The 16,419-nt window shown below is 69.7% G+C and carries 14 protein-coding genes; 11 read left to right on the forward strand and 3 right to left on the reverse strand.

From position 1 onward, the window contains the following. The first annotated feature begins 49 nt into the window (after window positions 1-49). The 3 genes from IAG44_RS39765 to IAG44_RS39775 all read left to right on the forward strand — a co-directional run bounded on the left by IAG44_RS39765 (window position 50) and on the right by IAG44_RS39775 (window position 2,819). A complete protein-coding gene (locus IAG44_RS39765) occupies window positions 50-955 on the forward strand; it encodes a TauD/TfdA family dioxygenase (protein ID WP_187751878.1) in 906 nt (301 codons plus the stop codon). 95 nt (window positions 956-1,050) lie between these two features. Next, window positions 1,051-1,878 carry a hypothetical protein gene (locus IAG44_RS39770; protein WP_187751879.1) on the forward strand — a complete coding sequence of 276 codons (828 nt, stop codon included), beginning with the start codon at window positions 1,051-1,053 and terminating at the stop codon, window positions 1,876-1,878. A 71-nt stretch (window positions 1,879-1,949) separates the two neighbouring features. Further along, on the forward strand, window positions 1,950-2,819 hold the full coding sequence (locus tag IAG44_RS39775; RefSeq protein WP_187751880.1) for a zinc-dependent metalloprotease: 870 nt from the start codon (window positions 1,950-1,952) through the stop codon (window positions 2,817-2,819). 64 nt (window positions 2,820-2,883) lie between these two features. Here IAG44_RS39775 and IAG44_RS39780 read toward each other — a convergent pair whose 3' ends face one another. The 3 genes from IAG44_RS39780 to IAG44_RS39790 form a co-directional block, all read right to left on the reverse strand. Continuing rightward, on the reverse strand, window positions 2,884-3,831 hold the full coding sequence (locus IAG44_RS39780) for a Twin-arginine translocation pathway signal (protein ID WP_187751881.1): 948 nt from the start codon (window positions 3,829-3,831) through the stop codon (window positions 2,884-2,886). Window positions 3,832-3,920: 89 nt separating this feature from the next. Then, window positions 3,921-4,832, reverse strand: a complete 912-nt coding sequence (locus IAG44_RS39785) for a formylglycine-generating enzyme family protein (RefSeq protein WP_223006832.1) — start codon at window positions 4,830-4,832, stop codon at window positions 3,921-3,923. Between the two features lie 12 nt (window positions 4,833-4,844). After that, window positions 4,845-5,627 (reverse strand): aminotransferase class IV, encoded by a 783-nt coding sequence (locus tag IAG44_RS39790; protein ID WP_187751882.1) that lies wholly within the window; start codon window positions 5,625-5,627, stop codon window positions 4,845-4,847. A 370-nt stretch (window positions 5,628-5,997) separates the two neighbouring features. On the opposite strand from IAG44_RS39790, the gene IAG44_RS43990 reads away from it, so the two are divergent. From IAG44_RS43990 to fxlM (IAG44_RS39830), 8 genes are all read left to right on the forward strand, one after another. After that, on the forward strand, window positions 5,998-6,231 hold the full coding sequence (locus IAG44_RS43990; protein ID WP_246564917.1) for an ATP-binding protein: 234 nt from the start codon (window positions 5,998-6,000) through the stop codon (window positions 6,229-6,231). Between the two features lie 55 nt (window positions 6,232-6,286). Beyond that, a complete protein-coding gene (locus IAG44_RS39800; RefSeq protein WP_187751883.1) occupies window positions 6,287-6,607 on the forward strand; it encodes a hypothetical protein in 321 nt (106 codons plus the stop codon). A gap of 184 nt (window positions 6,608-6,791) precedes the next feature. Continuing rightward, complete coding sequence (fxlM, locus tag IAG44_RS39805) at window positions 6,792-8,000, forward strand: methyltransferase, FxLD system (RefSeq protein ID WP_187751884.1); 1,209 nt, start codon at window positions 6,792-6,794, stop codon at window positions 7,998-8,000. Window positions 8,001-8,064: 64 nt separating this feature from the next. Continuing rightward, the gene (locus tag IAG44_RS39810) at window positions 8,065-8,247 is read left to right on the forward strand and encodes an FxLD family lanthipeptide (RefSeq protein ID WP_187751885.1); all 183 of its coding nucleotides are present in this window, start codon (window positions 8,065-8,067) and stop codon (window positions 8,245-8,247) included. A gap of 86 nt (window positions 8,248-8,333) precedes the next feature. Further along, window positions 8,334-11,237: a lantibiotic dehydratase gene (locus IAG44_RS39815; RefSeq protein WP_187751886.1), complete on the forward strand. Its 2,904-nt coding sequence runs from the start codon at window positions 8,334-8,336 to the stop codon at window positions 11,235-11,237. After that, a complete protein-coding gene (locus IAG44_RS39820; protein ID WP_187751887.1) occupies window positions 11,234-12,481 on the forward strand; it encodes a lanthionine synthetase C family protein in 1,248 nt (415 codons plus the stop codon). Before IAG44_RS39815 ends, IAG44_RS39820 begins: the two co-directional genes overlap by 4 nt. Window positions 12,482-12,501: 20 nt before the next feature. Continuing rightward, entirely contained in the window at window positions 12,502-14,229 is a 1,728-nt protein-coding gene (locus IAG44_RS39825; protein ID WP_187751888.1) for a thiopeptide-type bacteriocin biosynthesis protein, read from the forward strand. Window positions 14,230-14,252: 23 nt separating this feature from the next. Next, window positions 14,253-16,337 (forward strand): methyltransferase, FxLD system, encoded by a 2,085-nt coding sequence (gene fxlM, locus IAG44_RS39830; RefSeq protein ID WP_187751889.1) that lies wholly within the window; start codon window positions 14,253-14,255, stop codon window positions 16,335-16,337. The last annotated feature ends 82 nt before the right edge of the window (window positions 16,338-16,419 follow it).

Here is a 16,419-nt window from a genome sequence, read left to right on the forward strand (position 1 = left end):
CACGCACCGCGACCTTCCACCACCCCACAGCCCCCGAAAGAGCACCGGCATGATCACACTGCTTCCCCGCCTCCCCGTGCCCGAGACGTTCATCGACTTCCTCGGCGAGCACTCCCACTGCGTACCCGGCCCCTGGCTGCACGGCAGTCGCCTGCGGGACGAGGTGACCGACGCCTACGAGGCCCTGCGCGCGGCCTCGCCCGAGGCCCAGGAGGTGACACGGCGCCTGCGCGACCTCCTCGACGACCCGTACGGGGAGGGCTGCGCCGTCCTCGGCCTGGCGCCCGTCCTCGACCACTACGGGCTGGGCTACGGCCAGAAAGCCGCGACGATCGTCCTGTCATGGCTCGGCACACCCCTGCGCCTCCGCGATCAGCAGCCCCTGTGGCACACCCAGAGCGTGGACCTGCTCCTCAGCCCGGTCCGCACCACCGCCCCCAGGCCCCTGCACCTCGACGCCGTGAGCGCGGTGCGCCCGCCGGACTACACCGCGTTTTTGTGCGTGCGCCCGGACCCGCGTGGCGGCGGCCACGTCCTTGTCTCCCAGACCCGCCGCGCGGTGAACCGCCTCGGCGAGGACGAACGCGCGTTGCTGGCCGAGACGGTCTTCCACCACGACGAACACACGGCGGTGACCGGTGTCGGCGGGGCCCTCGACGTCTTCCCGGTCCTCGACGGACTTTCGCCCCTTGACGGCTTCGTCCGTTTCCACCCGGACATGGCCGCCGACAGGGCACCTACCGACCTCCACACCAGTGCCCTGCATGCCCTGCACCGCGAACTGACCGTCGGGCAACGCCGTTTCCCCCTTACCCCCGGTGACCTCCTCATCGTCAACCAGCATCTCAGCGCCCACGGCCGCGACGCCCTGGGACACGGCCAGACCACCCTCCCCGAGGAACGTCGCCGCACGACGTGGCAGACCTACCTCCACACCGCCAACTCCCCGGCCTGAACCGCCCGTTGCCACCTCGACGGGAGCGACCGCAACCCATGGCGCGCCGCTCCGTGAGGCAACCGCCGACACCGCTGCAGAAAGGCCCACAGCACATGCAGTACCTCGTCCGCCAGGAAGCCGGCCCCGAATACGACGCACTCGGAAAACGTCTGGAGAAGATCGCGGCGGTGACCGCGCCGCTGGTCACCGCTGTCACAGGACTCCCGATGCCGGAGTCCGTGGTCATCCGCACCATGACGGTCCACGAATGGAAGCAGGCGCACCGGCGCAGCTCGGAGCACCTGCTGAGGACGGAAGCCCTCCAGCTCGGCGCCACCTCCCGGACCAAGGCCAGGCTGAGGCGCCGCATCCAGCTCGCGGTGATGAACAGGATGTGGCCCGTGGTGCTCGGCCAGTCCGTCCCGCTCGAACCCGGACACCCCGAACTGGTCATCCTGCCCGAGGCACTGAAGCACGCCGGCCGGCTCGACGACGATCCTGTCCTGCACAAGATTCTCGGGCACGAGATGACCCACCTGGCGCAGGACGCGGCCGGCGACGGCACGGTGTGGACGGCACAGGACACTTACTTCCCCGACCTGCGCGGCATCGCGGACCGCGACTACCACTTCCTGCTCGAAGGACACGCCTACTGGGCCGACCAGCAGATCACCACCCGCCTCTACGGCACCCCGGTGTGCACCGACAAACCGAGCCCGTACGCCTCCGCCCGCTACCTCAAGCTCTTCAACAGCCGCCTGCGCACCCAGATCGTCGAGGTACAGCGCCGGGCCACCGACAGCGTCGCCCGGATCATCGCCACCGAAGGACTCGACGCGTTCAACCGGGTCTGGACCACCCCGACCCTCGTCCCCCTGAAGTCCGAGACCAGCACACCGGAACTCTGGCGACGCCGCTTCGGCCCCCACCCCGCCGGCTGACCTCCCACCCCGACCAGCCCCACCCACACAGCCCGCGACAGCGGCCCACAGCCGAACCAAGGAAGATCCCGTTGAACACCCCGACGACCCGCTTCACCGTCCTCGACGAGACCCACCGCCACCCCGAACTGAGCGCACACCTCACCGCCATCCTCCACACCGTGGCCCCGATCGTGCGGGAGACCACCGGCCTTCCCCTCCCCGCCGAGGTGCGCTTCCGCCTGCTGACTCCCAGGGCATGGCGCGCGGCCGTCCGGCAGAACAACGAGCGCATCGTGGCCCGCGACATCGCCGATCTGGAACTGACGCCCACGGAGATCACCACACTGCGCTACGCCCTCAAGATCGCCGGGTTCATCCCGGTCCTCACCTGGCCCCTGATCGGCGCACAGATCATGGAAGCCGCCGACGGCCGGACCGAGGCCGTCCTGGCACCCCGCTCGCTCCAGCACAGCGGCTACCTCACCAACGAGCAGTGCCTGACCCAGATGGCCGCGCACGAACTCGTCCACCACGCGCAGTTCGCAGCCCGCGGCCCCATCGTGTGGGAAACCCTCCTCCACGAGCGCCGGGGACTCAGCCGCCACGGCGGCATGACCGTCCTGGAAGGACACGCCACCTGGGCCGACCGGCAGGTCACCACCCGCCTCTACGGCGCCCCCGTGAACCACACCGAGCAGGCCAAACGCTCCTGGCGCTACCGCCTCCACGCCAACATCCCCGGCATGAGCAAGCTCGGCCCGCGCCGCGCCTTCTACGAGCAGGGGGCCCAGCTCATCGCGCAGGCCGTCGACACGTACGGCATCGACGTGCTCAACCGGGTCTGGACCGACACCTCCCTGCTGCCCACCACCGAGGAGATCACCGCCCCCGACACCTGGGCCCGACGCCTTGCCGCCGCCGATCCCGACCTCGCGATCGACCCGGCCGAGCAGAGCTGACCGGCCTGCTCTCTCAAGCAGAGGATTCCCAGTGGCGATGCCGAACCTGAACGGTGACCTGCTGTCAGGCGCTCTGAGCGGTCCCGTGCGTGTTGATGACGGGCCGCAGGGCGTGTACCCGCTCGTGGAGGTCCGTGACTCCATCGGCGGTCGAGGCAGCCAGGGCGGCGTCGAGTTGCTTGAGACGCGAGCGGGTTGTGGAGCGGAGGCGCGCGGCGGGGACGCGGTCCAGGACGTCGAGGGCTCGCGCCGCGGCATCGCCCGGCAGGATCGGGGCCTCGGCCTGGGCGAGGGCCAGGGAGGCTGCCGCCCAGCCCGGCGTTCTTGGGACGCAGGCGTTCAGGGAGCCCTCGGCGGCGGTGACCGCCTTGTCCGTGCGGCCCAGGACCCGGAACGCCTCGGCCTGGTGGAGCTGGTGTTCGGCGGCATCGACTTCCAGAGCGCGTGCCGCGTCGGCAAGGGCGCGGTCGGCGTCCTGGGCCTGCCCGAGGGCGGCCAAGGAGGGCAGTTCGGCCCAGGCGTGGAGCTGGGCCGACGGCAGCCCGCGCGGGGCCAGGGCGAGTCCGCGTTCGGCGTGGGTGAGCGCGGCGGTGTGGTGGTCGGTGGCGCGGGCGACCATGGACAGCGCTCCGCAGGCCCAGGCCGCGAGCCGGGCGTCCCCGGTGCGTTCACCGAAGGCCACCGCCGCCGTCAGGTGGACGCGTGCGCCGGTGTGGTCGTCGAGGTGGTGTGCGGCGTTGCCCAGCAGGGCGCTGAGCCAGCCGATGCCGCGCCGGAGGTCCACCGCCACCGGTTCGGCGGTCCGTCCCGGTGCGAGCGCTTGGGCGAGGAGGCGGCGGGTGCGGTGGATCTCGTCGAACAGGACGGCCGGTGGGTGCTTGCTGTAGCCGAGGGCGTAGAACTCGACGGCCGCTTCGGTGGCGTCCACCACGGTCCGGCTGCCGTCCGGGTCCATCCGCAGGGCGAGGCTGAGCGATTCGCGGACGGCCGGGAGACCGGCGGCTGTGGTCATGCTCGTACTCGTACCTTTGAGGGGTCACGAAGTTTCAGGAAAACACCCTTGACGCTCACCACCTTGCTGAAGGTCTCGATGCTGTCTCGTTACGGACTGCTGACGCACCGGAAGGAGGTGTCGTTGTCTTGCATCGTGGCGTTCGCCGCGTTCCGTAAGGATGGTGCAGCCCTCTCGAACGGGCTGGTGAACGCTGAGCCCTTCAGTTCGTAGCGGCCGGCGACCTCCTCGGTGGAGCACCACTCCCAGGCGTTCCCGCACAGGTCGAACACTCCGTACGGGCTGACGCCGGACTGGTAGCGGGCCACTGGGGTCGTTTTCCCTATCTCGGCTTCCGCGACGTTGCACTTGGCCGCCGTGGGCTGGTCCCCCCACGGGTACACGCGCCCTTTCGTGCCGCGAGCAGCCTTCTCCCACTGCTGGGCGGTGGGGAGCCGCTTTCCGCACCAGCGGGCGTACGCTGTCGCGTCGTGCCACGTCACCCACACCACGGGATGGTCGACCAGGTCGTCGGGGCAGCGGCCGTTCGGCCAGTGTCGCGGCGGCCGGTGGCCGGTGGTGCGTACGAAGCGCTCGTAGTCGAGGTTGGTCGTCGGGTAGACATCGATGTGGAAGCCGTCCAGCCATGCCGGGGCGTTCCCAGGGCCGGCCAGGTAGATGCCCTCCTCGACCGGGACCATGGCCTTGCCGTCCACAGAGTGCTGGACGGCGCGCGGATCGCGGCGCAGAAGTTCCTCGGCGCGCTCGTCATGCTGGACGGCGGCTCGCTCGGTGAGGAGCGCGGCGAATCGCTGTTGGGTGGGAGCGCCGGCACGGGCGAGCAGAGTGTCCAGGGCTTCCTGATTGCCGGGGCGCAGGTTGATGGTCTCGCCCCGGCCTTCCCAGGTCACCAACTGGCGCTGGCTCACGGGAACCAGGGCCGCGAAGTCGCGCCCGGTCATCCGCATGGCCGTGCGCAGGAGCAGCACCTCGCGCCCGGTCCACCTGTTGACTCCCGTCATTCCGGTCTCCCTCTACAACTCCTCGCCCGGGACGGACAGGTACGTCTCGCGCAGCGCACTCAGCACCGGATGCTCGATCGTCATGGGTGTGTCATCGATGGCCGAGAGGGCGCGGACGCCGATGGAGGTGTTGGTGGCGAAGGCGACCGGCATGGCCTTGGCCTCGTCGAGGGTCACAGGGGTGACCTTGTGCTCGGTGCGTTCCTGGAGCAGAGCCGCAGTCACGCCGGGCAGCACCGGGCCCTCCGGCCAGATGATGGTGCCGTTCTCGTCGATGAAGCCCACATTCCATGTTCCGCCCTCGGTCACGTGGTTGTCGGGGCCGAAGAACAGGGCGTCGTCGAAACCCTTGAGCCGTGCCGTGCGGCGGGCGTGCAGCGCGCCGAAGAGGCCGCAGTGCTTGACCTGGGGGAGATCACGCTCGTACTGCACGCTCCAGGCGGCCAGCGGCGGAGGGGGCAGCGCGCCGGCGGGGCGCACGCTCACCATGATCTGCGGTTCGGTGGCTTCCTCAGGGTGGCCCATGTCCACCGTCGGGTCGAAGTGCGTGACACGGACGACGCAGGGTCCGTCCTGGCCGTCCAGGGCCTGGGCGACCAGATCGCGGACGCGGCTGGTGTCCACCGGCGCACCGAACACTATCCGGCTGTCCCGTACGAGCCGCTCCAGGTGCAGGGACAGTCCGCGGACGCGGCGATCGGCGTCGACGCGCATGGATGTGAAGTGCCCGTAGGACGTCAGGGCAAGGGGGAGCAAGTCTTCGGCCGTTGCGAGCTGTCTGTTCAGATGCGCCATGCCGTCCAGCATGTCAGCAGGGACCCGGTGCTCGGCACTCGAGAACTGGTTACTGACGGGTCAACTTCATCAGAACTTCATTCCCTTACCCTCGGCTCCCACTGTTCGATAGTGAGCATCCGGACACGCGTAGTGATCGCAGGGATGGCTAGGAGCGTGTAATCGGCCTTGCCGAAGGCCGCTTCGGCACACCCTCCATGCCTGTCTTACGGGAGACCGCACGATGAACTCGACAGCCAGAGCCTCAGCATCGGCCGCTCCAGTCACGAAGCGAGTCGCCGCGTCGGGCTTCGAGGTGTCCTTTGTGCCGGCGGACTTCCGTGTCGGTCTGATGCGGCGAATCACTACCGCCTACCTGCGCTGTTACGGCATGGCAGACCTCGTCGACAGCGCCGTGCTCGCGGTTTCGGAGCTGGTCACCAACGCGATTCGGCACGGCGGGGACGAGCCGGTCGGACTCCGCGTTGTCCCCTCTGCCGGCGCACTGCGCATCGAGGTCACCGATGGTTGTCCCACCCCCGCCGAAGCTCGGATCGCCGCAGTGGACGACGAGAGCGGCCGTGGCTGCTGCTCGTGTCCGCAGTGTCGAAGGAGTGGGGCGTAAGCGACGACGGCCTGATGACGTGGTGCTCCCTCACGACAACCAAGAGGAGTCGCTGATGGCCGGAATGCCGGTCGGCGTCGCCATGCAGATGCTGAGCCGCCGGACCGCCAACGACGAGGAGGCACTGAGCACGCTCCTCTGTTGCCTGCGGCGCTCTCTCGTCGGCAGGGCGATCGACGACCAACTGCGGGACAGCCTGGATGTCGTGCTCGGTGAGTTGGCACCCCCCGCTCCACACGAGATGACGGCCCTCGCGGATCGGGTTCCGTACCTCGACGACCAAGTTCGTGGCGGTCGTGCCGTGTCTCGTACGTTCGTACTCGGTCCGGCAGATGCAGAGGCTAATCCTTCTGCACGTCGAGCATCCCTGTCCTGAGGGCGCCCTCGGTTCCCTCGACCGACTCGCTACGGGCATCCTCGCGGTCCTGGAGCCGATGGGAGATGACGCCCTGTGAGGATGCCACTTGGACGCGTCCGTGGGCCTCCTCTTCCGACGACGCTGGCTTCTCCTGCCGAGCTGGATCACCGAAGCACCACCCCGACAGACGTTAGGTATGTGGATGACTGCCATTGATGACTCGACTGCGCGCGATGCCGACGCGCTCCGCGCGGGCATGGTCCGTGCACTCCGTGACCAGGACTCGATCACGTCTGAACCTGTCGCCGCCGCCTTCGCCGCTGTGCCCCGGCACCGGTTCGCCCCCGGAGCGCCTCTGGAGCTCGCCTACGACCTCCACTGCACCGTGCCGGTCAAGAAGGACGAACACGGCTTGGACATCAGCGTCATGTCCGCCGCGCACCTCCAAGGCGTGATGCTGGAGCAGGCCGACATCAAGCCCGGTATGAAGGTTCTGGAGATCGGCTCCGGCGGCTACAACGCCGCGCTCATCCAGGAACTCGTGGGCGACCACGGAATGGTCACCACCGCCGACATCGACCATGACGTCATCGACCGCGCCCGTCGGTGCCTGGATGATGCCGGGTACCGCCAGGTGAAGACGGTCCTCGCCGACGGCGAAAGTGGCGTCCCCGACAGCGCGCCGTACGACCGGATCATCGTCACCGCGGCTGCGTGGGACATCCCCGCGTCGTGGATCAACGGGCTCACGAAGAACGGTCGGCTCGTTGTCCCTCTGACCGTGCACGGCACCACCCGCTCCATCGCGTTCGACCGCGAAGGCGACGGGCTGCTGAGTCGTTCCTACCGTCTGGCGCGCTTCGTTCCCATGCAGGGCGAGGGGGCCGCTAGGGAAGAGCGGAAGGTACTGCTGCGCGACGGTGTCGCTGTGCAGACCGACGACGCTCGGGTAAACCTCCTCCCGGAGGCGCTTAATCATGCCCTGGGCATGCCCAGGCTGGTGCGCTGGTCGGGGGCGGCCTACGACCTGCCCGACGAACTGGAGCTGTACCTCACGCTGAACCTGCCGACCGTGGCCCGACTGCATGCGTCCACGGACGTCGTCGAGAGCGGGCTCGTGGAGGCATCGGCCCTGCTCGGTGTGCCGGCGCTGGTCAGCGAGGACAGCATCGCGTACCGCACCCGTCGAGAGGACCGGGACACCGACGGCTTCGAGAGCGGCGTGGTCGCTCACGGCCCGCAGGCCGAAGCTCTCGCGGACCAGTACGTGGAACTGCTCCGGCGCTGGGCCCAGAACCACCGCCGCCGGGGAGCGGCTGAGATCCGCTACCTGCCGGGCCCCGCTCCGTCCCCGCTGCTCGAGGACGCAGTGCCGAAGCGGCACGGCGTCGTCACGGTGACCTGGCACTAAAACTCCGGGGCCCGCTCACGAGCCTCGGTACCTCGCACCATCGCTCACTGCCAAGGAGGCAGACATGACCGTTCATCTGGAGCGCCCGCTCGTGCAGCCGATCGCCGAGCAGGAGGAGCCCGGACAGGACGACTTCGACCTGGACATCACGATCGTCGAGGGCGGCCCCGCGGCGGACCAGCTCATCCGTCTGACGAACGACGGCTGCGGCTCGACGTGCGCGTCCGCGTGCACGAGTTGCCCGTAACCGCACTCGAACCGCGTCCATCGCGGTGCCTGGCCATGCCCGCTCCCCTGGGCGTGGCCAGGCACCGCGGCCTACAGGAGGGGTGTGTGTATCACTACATCGATGCAGCGGTGATACGGGCGGCTGCGCTGAACTTCGACCGTCCAGCGGTCTGGCCGGAACTGACCGGCCCGAACGCCAACTCGGCATCGTGGCAGGCATGGTTGCAACAGACGTGGCAGACCGCCGACTTCGCGACCGCCGTCACAGCCGCGAGCCCGGACCTCGCGAGTCGCGTGGACCAGGTCTGTGCAGGCCGGCCGATGCCGGAACCGGCGGTACGCCGCACGGTGCTCTCCGTGCTGCGCTACCTGTTGCGGGCTCGTACACGCGCCACCCCCTTCGGCCTGTTCGCCGGGGTCGCCGCAGCGCGCATCGGTGCTGACCCGGCACTGCGTATGGGAACCGGACACCAGGCAGCCGCCAGACCCGATGCAGCCTGGGCCGCAGCCGTCGTCAGCCGCTTCGAGGAGCACGCCGGGCTGCGGCCCCGTCTGCTGCTGCTCTCCTCCAGCCTCGTCGTCGAGCGCGACGGGTACGCGGTGATCGAGCACCGCCCCAGCGGGACACACGACGCGGCTCCCGAACACGTACGGATACGCGTGACCGGCCCGATCCGTGAAGCCCTGGACAGCGCGCGGACTCCGATCCTGTGGAGCGATCTCACCACAAGGCTCTCCACCGGTTTCCCGACCGCGCCGCTCGCCACGATCGACAAGCTGCTCGCCGGCCTTGTCAGTCAGCGATTCCTGATCAGCAGCCTTCGCCCGGCGATGACGGCCACCGACCCTCTCGCTGTTCTCCTTGACCACACTCGGCATCTCCCGCCGACCGAGACAGCGGAACTGCGGGAGGCCCCCAAGTCATCGCTCGACCTGCGGGTGGACTGGGATCTGGTCCTCCCGGAGTCGGTGGCCCTGGAGGCAGCGGCTGCGGCCAAGGCACTCACCCGTCTCGCGCCCCGTGCGGCACTGACCGGGTGGGCCGAATGGCACAGCCGGTTCCTTGAGCGGTACGGGCCCAGGGCGGCCGTCCCGGTCATGGACGCCGTCGAGGCGCTCGGATATCCACCCGGCTACCTCGGGTCCACCTCCGCGCTGACACCCTCGCCGCTGCCCGACCGCGACAGCCGACTCATCAAGCTCGCCCACACCGCCGGAATGCGGCACCGTCTTGAGGTTGAACTCGATGATGCCGCGATCGAGGAACTGACCACCACCGTTTCCGGTCATCCCGTCCAGCCGAGCACCGAGGTGACCGTCCGTATCGACGCGGCGAGCGTTCCGGCGCTGGAGCAGGGCGAGTTCACGCTCCACGTCGTCGGCGTGGCACGATCGGCCGGAACGACCACAGGCCGCTTCCTGGACGTCCTGGACGACGAGGACCGCCAGCGCATGACCGAGGCGTACGCCAACCTCCCAGGCGTACATCGGGGTGCGCTCGTCGCGCAGATCAGCTCAACGCCTTTGTCCGTACGCGCCGAGAACGTTGCGCGTGCCCCTCAGGCGACCGAGCTGGTGATCTCGCTCGGCGACCATCACGGTTCGGAGACCAGCCTCTTGCCCCTTGCGGACCTGGCGGTGACCGCCGACGCCGAACGTCTGCACCTGGTCTCGCTCTCCCGCCGGCGCCCGGTGCACACGCTGTTGCTGAACGCCGTGGACCTGGGCTACCACTCCCATCCGCTGGCCCGTTTCCTGGCCGAGGCACCCGTCGCGCTGGCTGTCCCCTGCACCGGGTTCATGTGGGGCGCCGCAGCCTCCAGCCTGCCGTTCCTCCCCGCGTTGCGATACGGACGCACGATCCTGTCCCCAGCACGCTGGCTCCTCACACGGGACGACCTTCCCGCTGAGCCGGCACCGTGGCCTCAGTGGGACGAGGCCCTGACCCGCTGGCGCCACGACATGCGTCTGCCCGACCGCATGTACCTGAGCGAAGCCGACCAGTGCATGGCACTGGACCTGACGGAGCCCTCGCACCGGGCCCTGCTGCGCACCCACTTGGACCGCCACGGCACGGTGACGCTACGCCCCGCACCCGCGCCACCGGATCTGGGCTGGACCGGCGGTCGCGCCCACGAAGTCGTCATCCCCTTGGCCATAGAGCAGAACGTGCCGCCTGTCCGGTCCGGGGCTCACGTCGTCGGCCGCGAGCACGGCCACCTGCCCGGCTGCGACAACCGCGTCTACCTCCAACTTCACGGACACCGCGACCGGCAGGACCCTCTCCTGACCCGGCACCTGCCCACTCTGCTGAAAGAACTGGGCAACCCACGATGGTGGTTCGTCCGATACCGAGACCCCGACGACCATATCCGCCTCCGCCTGACCTGCTCACTCGGCACGCTCGGCTCCGCCGTCGAGCAGATCGGCGAGTGGACACGGAAACTCCAGCAGAGCGGGTTGATCACCCATGCCGGCCTGGAGACCTATCACCCGGAGACTGCCCGATTCGGCGGGCCATCAGCGGTGGACTCGGCCGAGCGGTATTTCGCCGCCGACTCCGATGCGGTTTTGGCCCAACTCGCAGCCCAGACCGGGAAGAACGCACCGGACGCTCGCGCGGTGACCGCCGCGAGCATGGTGGATATCGCCACCGGCCTGCTCGGCGACGAGGACGCGGCGATGCGCTGGATCATCGAGCGCACACGCACCGGCCAGGAGGCTCCACCCCGCGCGGTCTACCGGCAAGCCGTAGACCTGGTGCACGCCGGCCCCTCTGGTCTGGACGAACGCGTCACCACTGCCTGGTCCGCACGGCGCGCGGCGCTGGCCGCCTACGGCCACGCGCTCAAGGGCACCGCCACGGACGCCCACGACCTGCTTCCGGATCTGCTGCACCTCCATCACGTCCGGATGCACGGGCCAGCACTGCCCGAGGAGTGCGCCCACCTGCACCTGGCCCGAGCCGCCGCCCTGAGCCGTAGGACACGGGCAAGGAGGACGTCGTGACCACCACAGTGCCCGTTCGAGCCGCGTTGACGACCGCCGACCAGTTGGCCCACGCGCTGGCCGACCCCAACACCGCATGGCCAGGCGGCCGACCCGAAGGCGTCCGCGCATGGCCGCAGTCACTCGCCGGAGGAGCCTCGGGTATCGCCCTGCTGCACATTGAGCGCGCCCGGACAGGCCGCGCCGACTGGGACACCGCGCACACCTGGCTGACCGCGGCCGTGCACGGCGAAGTGAGCGCGGCAGCCAACGCGAACCTGTACTTCGGCGCTCCGGCCCTCGCGTTCATCACCCACCGCGCAGCCACTGCGTCGAACCGATACGTGCGCGTCCTGGAGTGGCTGGACGCGGCCACGCTCACCGTCACCCGTAACCGCCTGAGCGAGGCCCATCAGCGCCTCAGTCGTGCCCAGCGGCCTCCCATGGAGGAATTCGACCTGATCCAGGGTCTGTCAGGGCTGGGCGCCTACCACTTGAGCTGTCATCCCCACCACGAGGTCACTCGGGAGGTCCTCGCCTACCTGGCGCGGCTGACCGAGCCCCTGCCTCACCGGTCCGGGCTGCCGGCGTGGTGGATGGACGTATCGCCCGCAGGCGGCCGGCACACCGACTACCGCGACGGGCACGGCAACTTCGGACTCGCCCACGGAATCGGCTCCGCGTTGTCCGTCCTGTCCCTCTCCCTGCTGCGCGGGGTGGACGTACCCGGCGCGTGCGACGCGGTCGAGCGGATCTGTGCCTGGACCGACGAATGGCGCCAAGGCGACCAGACTGCCCCTTGGTGGCCCGGCTACCTCTCGATGCAGCAGGCAACCGACAGTTACGTCCACCCCGCCCTCCGTCCCCGCCCCTCCTGGTGCTACGGAGTCAGTGGAACCGCCCGCGCCCAGCAGTTGGCCGGGCTCGCGCTCCGAGATCCGGTACGCGTACAGATTGCCGAGAACGCGCTCCTCGCGGCTCTGCGGGACCCGCTCCAACTGGACAAGCTCCCCGAAACCGGTCTGTGCCACGGCATGGCCGGACTCCTGCACGCGGCCTGGCGGATGGCCACCGAGACGGGCAACACCGAGATCGCAACCGAGCTTCCACGTCTGACCGACCGTCTGATCACCGCGCTCGAACGGGACGGACACGAGAACCCCGAACTCCTCGACGGAGCCGCCGGAACGGCCCTCGTTCTTCACACCCTCGGCACCGGCAGCGCACCCGCACCCCACTGGGACGCCTTCCTCGCCCTGGCATGAACATCCTGGAGACCCGCCTCATGACGTCACCCACCTGGCGCCAGGTCAATGCCACGTTCCCGAACTGGAAGCGCGCCGAGACCGATGCCCTGGCAGGACTCGCCCCACTCCTAAGCGCCGCAGAAGACAAAGGAACCCTCAACGCGTGGTTCTTCATTCGCAAGCGCCCCTGCTGGCGCGTGCGTTACCTCACCACGCCGGGGGCGCACGATCCCATCGGCAAGAGTCTCGACGCGCTGCTCGCCGAGGGAACCATCACAGCGTGGACGGAGATCATCTACGAGCCCGAGACCCACACCTTCGGGGGTACGGAAGCCATGGCGTCCGCGCACCGCTTCTTCCACCGCGACAGCCGCGGCATCATCAACTCGCTTTGGAACGGCGCCGGCGGACACCACCGCGAGACCTCCCTCATGCTGTGCAGCCTCATGATGCGCGCCCGCCGCGCTCGCCTGGATCTCCCGGAGGACCCGGTGACCCACTCTCCCGCTCTCAAGGCGACAAAGGCTGTCGCAGATCTCCTTGCGACCCCCGAAACGGCCCCTGTGAGTCCGGATATGACCACAACCCATCGGCAGCACCTCGCGTACGGGCCCACGGGAATCGCCCTCCTGCACATCGAACGAGCCGCATGCGGCCTGGGGCCGTGGCGGCGCGCCCACGACTGGCTCGTCGTCGCGACCCGGCTGCCGTTCATCAGCGGACCGGACAGCCACCCCTACTACGGGGCCCCCGCTCTCGCATACGTCGTGGCCTGCGCCGCCGCCCACCGGACCGGCCTTTACCAGGGCCCTCTTGTCTCCCTGGACGCGCAGATCACCGCCGACGCGGGCCGGCGCCTGGATGCCGCACACCGTCGTCTCGACGCCGGCCTCCTGCCGCAGCTCGCGGAGTTCGACACCATCCGGGGACTCAGCGGCTACGGCGCCTACCTCCTTCGCCGTGATCCCGACGGCCCTGCCCTGCGGGCAGTGCTCGACTACTGCGTCCGGCTCACTGAACCGATCACCGACCGCGACGATGTCCTGCCAGGCTGGTGGACGGCGAGCGGCTCGTCCGGGCACCCGGACGAAACATTCCCCGGCGGGCACGCCAACACCGGCCTCGCACACGGCATCGGGGGCGTTCTCGCTCTCCTGGCGCTCTCCGCCCGGCAGGGCATCCGCGTCAGCGGCCAGCACGACGCCGTACGCACCATCCTGGCGTGGCTGGACCGCTGGCAGGAGGAATCCGGACACGGCCCCGCGTGGCCGTACTGGATCACCCGCGCCGAACTGCGCGACGCCCAGCCCGCCCCGTACGTTCCCCGTCGGCCGTCGTGGTGCTACGGCACAGCCGGTGTCGCCCGCGCCCAGCAACTCGCCGCCCTCGCCCTGAACGACAGCCGGCGGCAGATCGAGGCGGAGAACGCGCTCGTGGGAGCACTCACCGATACCGCACAGCTCAAAGCCACCACCGACCACGGCCTGTGCTACGGCACCGCGGGCCTCGCCCACATCGCCTCCCGGATGTCCGACGGCGCCCACCCCTCGACCGCCGGACAACTCCGTGCCCTTGTTCCAGCGCTCCACGCGAACGTGTGTCCCGCAGGGACCGACCCCGCGAACTTCGCCTCGGCCCTGCTCCACGCCCCCGACGCCGGACCCGGTTTCCTCAACGGCGCCGCCGGCATCGCCCTGGCACTCCACTCCCCGGCCACCGCCCAGACGCCCCGCTCGGCGTGGGACGCCTGTCTCCTCATCGCCTGACCACCGCCGACCGAAGGATCCCCATGCCCCCGGACTGGCAGCAGCACAACATCACCTTCACCGACCGCGAGACCGCAAGAAGCGTTGTCGCCGAGCGTCTCGGACCCGTCCTGCGCGCGGCCCAGGAGGCCGGACAGCTCACCGGCTGGTGGTTCATGAACAAGCAGCCGTGGCCGCTGCGCTACCGTGCCGCCGTCCCGTCACCGCTGGTCGAGGCCCTGCTCCGCGACCTCGTCGACCAAGACGCCGCCCGCTCGTGGTTCCCCGGAATCTACGAGCCGGAGACCACCACGTTCGGCGGTTCTCAGGCCATGGACGCCGCACACGACCTCTTCCACGAGGACAGCCGTCATCTGGTCGCCTACCAGCCCGGCCCGGGACACCTGGGACGCAGGGAAACCGCCGTCCTCCTGCTGAGCGCGATGATGCGGGCGGCGGGCCTGGACTGGTTCGAGCAAGGCGACGTCTGGGCGCGGGTCGCCGCGTTCCGCCCGGCCGCCGACAAGCCGCTCACCCCGCAGAAGACGGCCGCACTTGGCCCGGCCATGCGCACGCTGATGACCGCCGACGCCCACAGCCTGTGCCGGACGGACGGTCCGCTGGACGGCCAGGACACCTGGGTGGCCGCTTTCGAACACGCCGGAGCCACGCTCGCCGGCCTCTCCGCGACCGGCGGCCTGACACGGGGCCTGCGAGCCGTCATCGCTCACCACACGATCTTCCACGCCAACCGCGCCGGTCTCCTCCACGACGACCAGCACGCCATTTCGCACATCGCACGAGAGGTCGTCATGGGAACGAGTGACCACGACGCGTCGGCCGACAGGACGACGAATGAGACCACTAGCGTCAGGGCGGTGAACACTGACACGCTCGCCGCCCCCGAGGCCGAAGCCGAACGGCTGCGCAACGCCCTGGTCGACAAGATCCGCGAATCCGGATACGCCCGCACCCTGCCTGTCGAGACCGCGCTGCGCACTGTGCCCCGGCACCTCTTCGTGCCCGAGGTCTCGCTCGAAGAGGCGTACGCCGACGCGCCGGTCAACATCAAGTACGACACCGACGGCGCGTCGATCTCCTGTGCCTCCCAGCCCACGGTCGTGGCCCTCATGCTGGACCAACTGGAGGCCCGGCCCGGCGACCGCATTCTGGAACTCGGCGCCGGAACCGGCTACAACGCCGCGCTGCTCGCGCACCTGGCCGGTGAGACCGGGCACGTGACGACCATCGACGTCGATGACGACCTCGTGGAAGGAGCCCGCGAACACCTCGACGCCGCCGGCTTCACCGGGGTCAAGGCCCTCACCCGTGACGGGGCCGTCGGCCACGCCGAAGGCGCCCCGTACGACAAGATCATCGCCACGGTCGGCGCGCACGGAGTTCCCCACGCCTGGATGCGGCAACTGGCCCCCGGCGGACGGCTCGTGGTCCCCCAGCGGCTCAGGGGCAGCGTGTCCCGCTCCATCGCGTACGAGCAGCAGCAGGACGGCCGCTGGGCCAGCGTCAACAGCAGGATGAACACCTTCATGCCGCTGCGAAGGGGCATCGCCGACGACGACCGCCACGTCATCCCTCTCAGCGCGGACGGCACCGTACGCCTCCAGGCGCCGGCCGGACAGCACATCGACGCCGAGGCGCTGGACGGAGTCCTGGAGCAGCCGCGCACGCAGGAGTGGACCGGCATGACGGTGCGCGCCGGGGAGTCCGCGGAGTGGATGGAGCTGTTCGTCTCCTGCTCGCTGGCCAGCGGGCTGATCCGGATGCTGTTCCCGAAAGACGCCAAGGGCACCCTCCTCACCGAGGACCCCTACCCCTCGTGCACCGCGGCCGTGGACAAGGGCGCCGTCACCTACCTCGCCCGCCGGAAGCTGGAGAGGACGACCCCCGAGGGCGGCGGGCTCTGGGAGTTCGGCGTCATCGGACACGGGCCCGGGAGCGACGAACTGACCGTGAAGGTCGCCGACCTCATCCGCATCTGGGACCGCGACTTCCGGGGCCGCGAAGCCACCTTCGAGCTCCAGCCCCTTGACGCCCCCACGATCGAGCAGCGGCCCGGCCTGTTCGCCTTCGACACCCCGCTGAACCGCATCGTCATCGACTGGCGGTAAACCCCAAGCCGCCCTGGGAGGTGGCCCTCGCCGACCGCGGACATCACCCGGCGGGGGCCACCCCCCTTCGATCCCGTCCCGC

The sequence above is a fragment of the Streptomyces roseirectus genome (assembly GCF_014489635.1).
Lineage (GTDB): Bacteria > Actinomycetota > Actinomycetes > Streptomycetales > Streptomycetaceae > Streptomyces > Streptomyces roseirectus.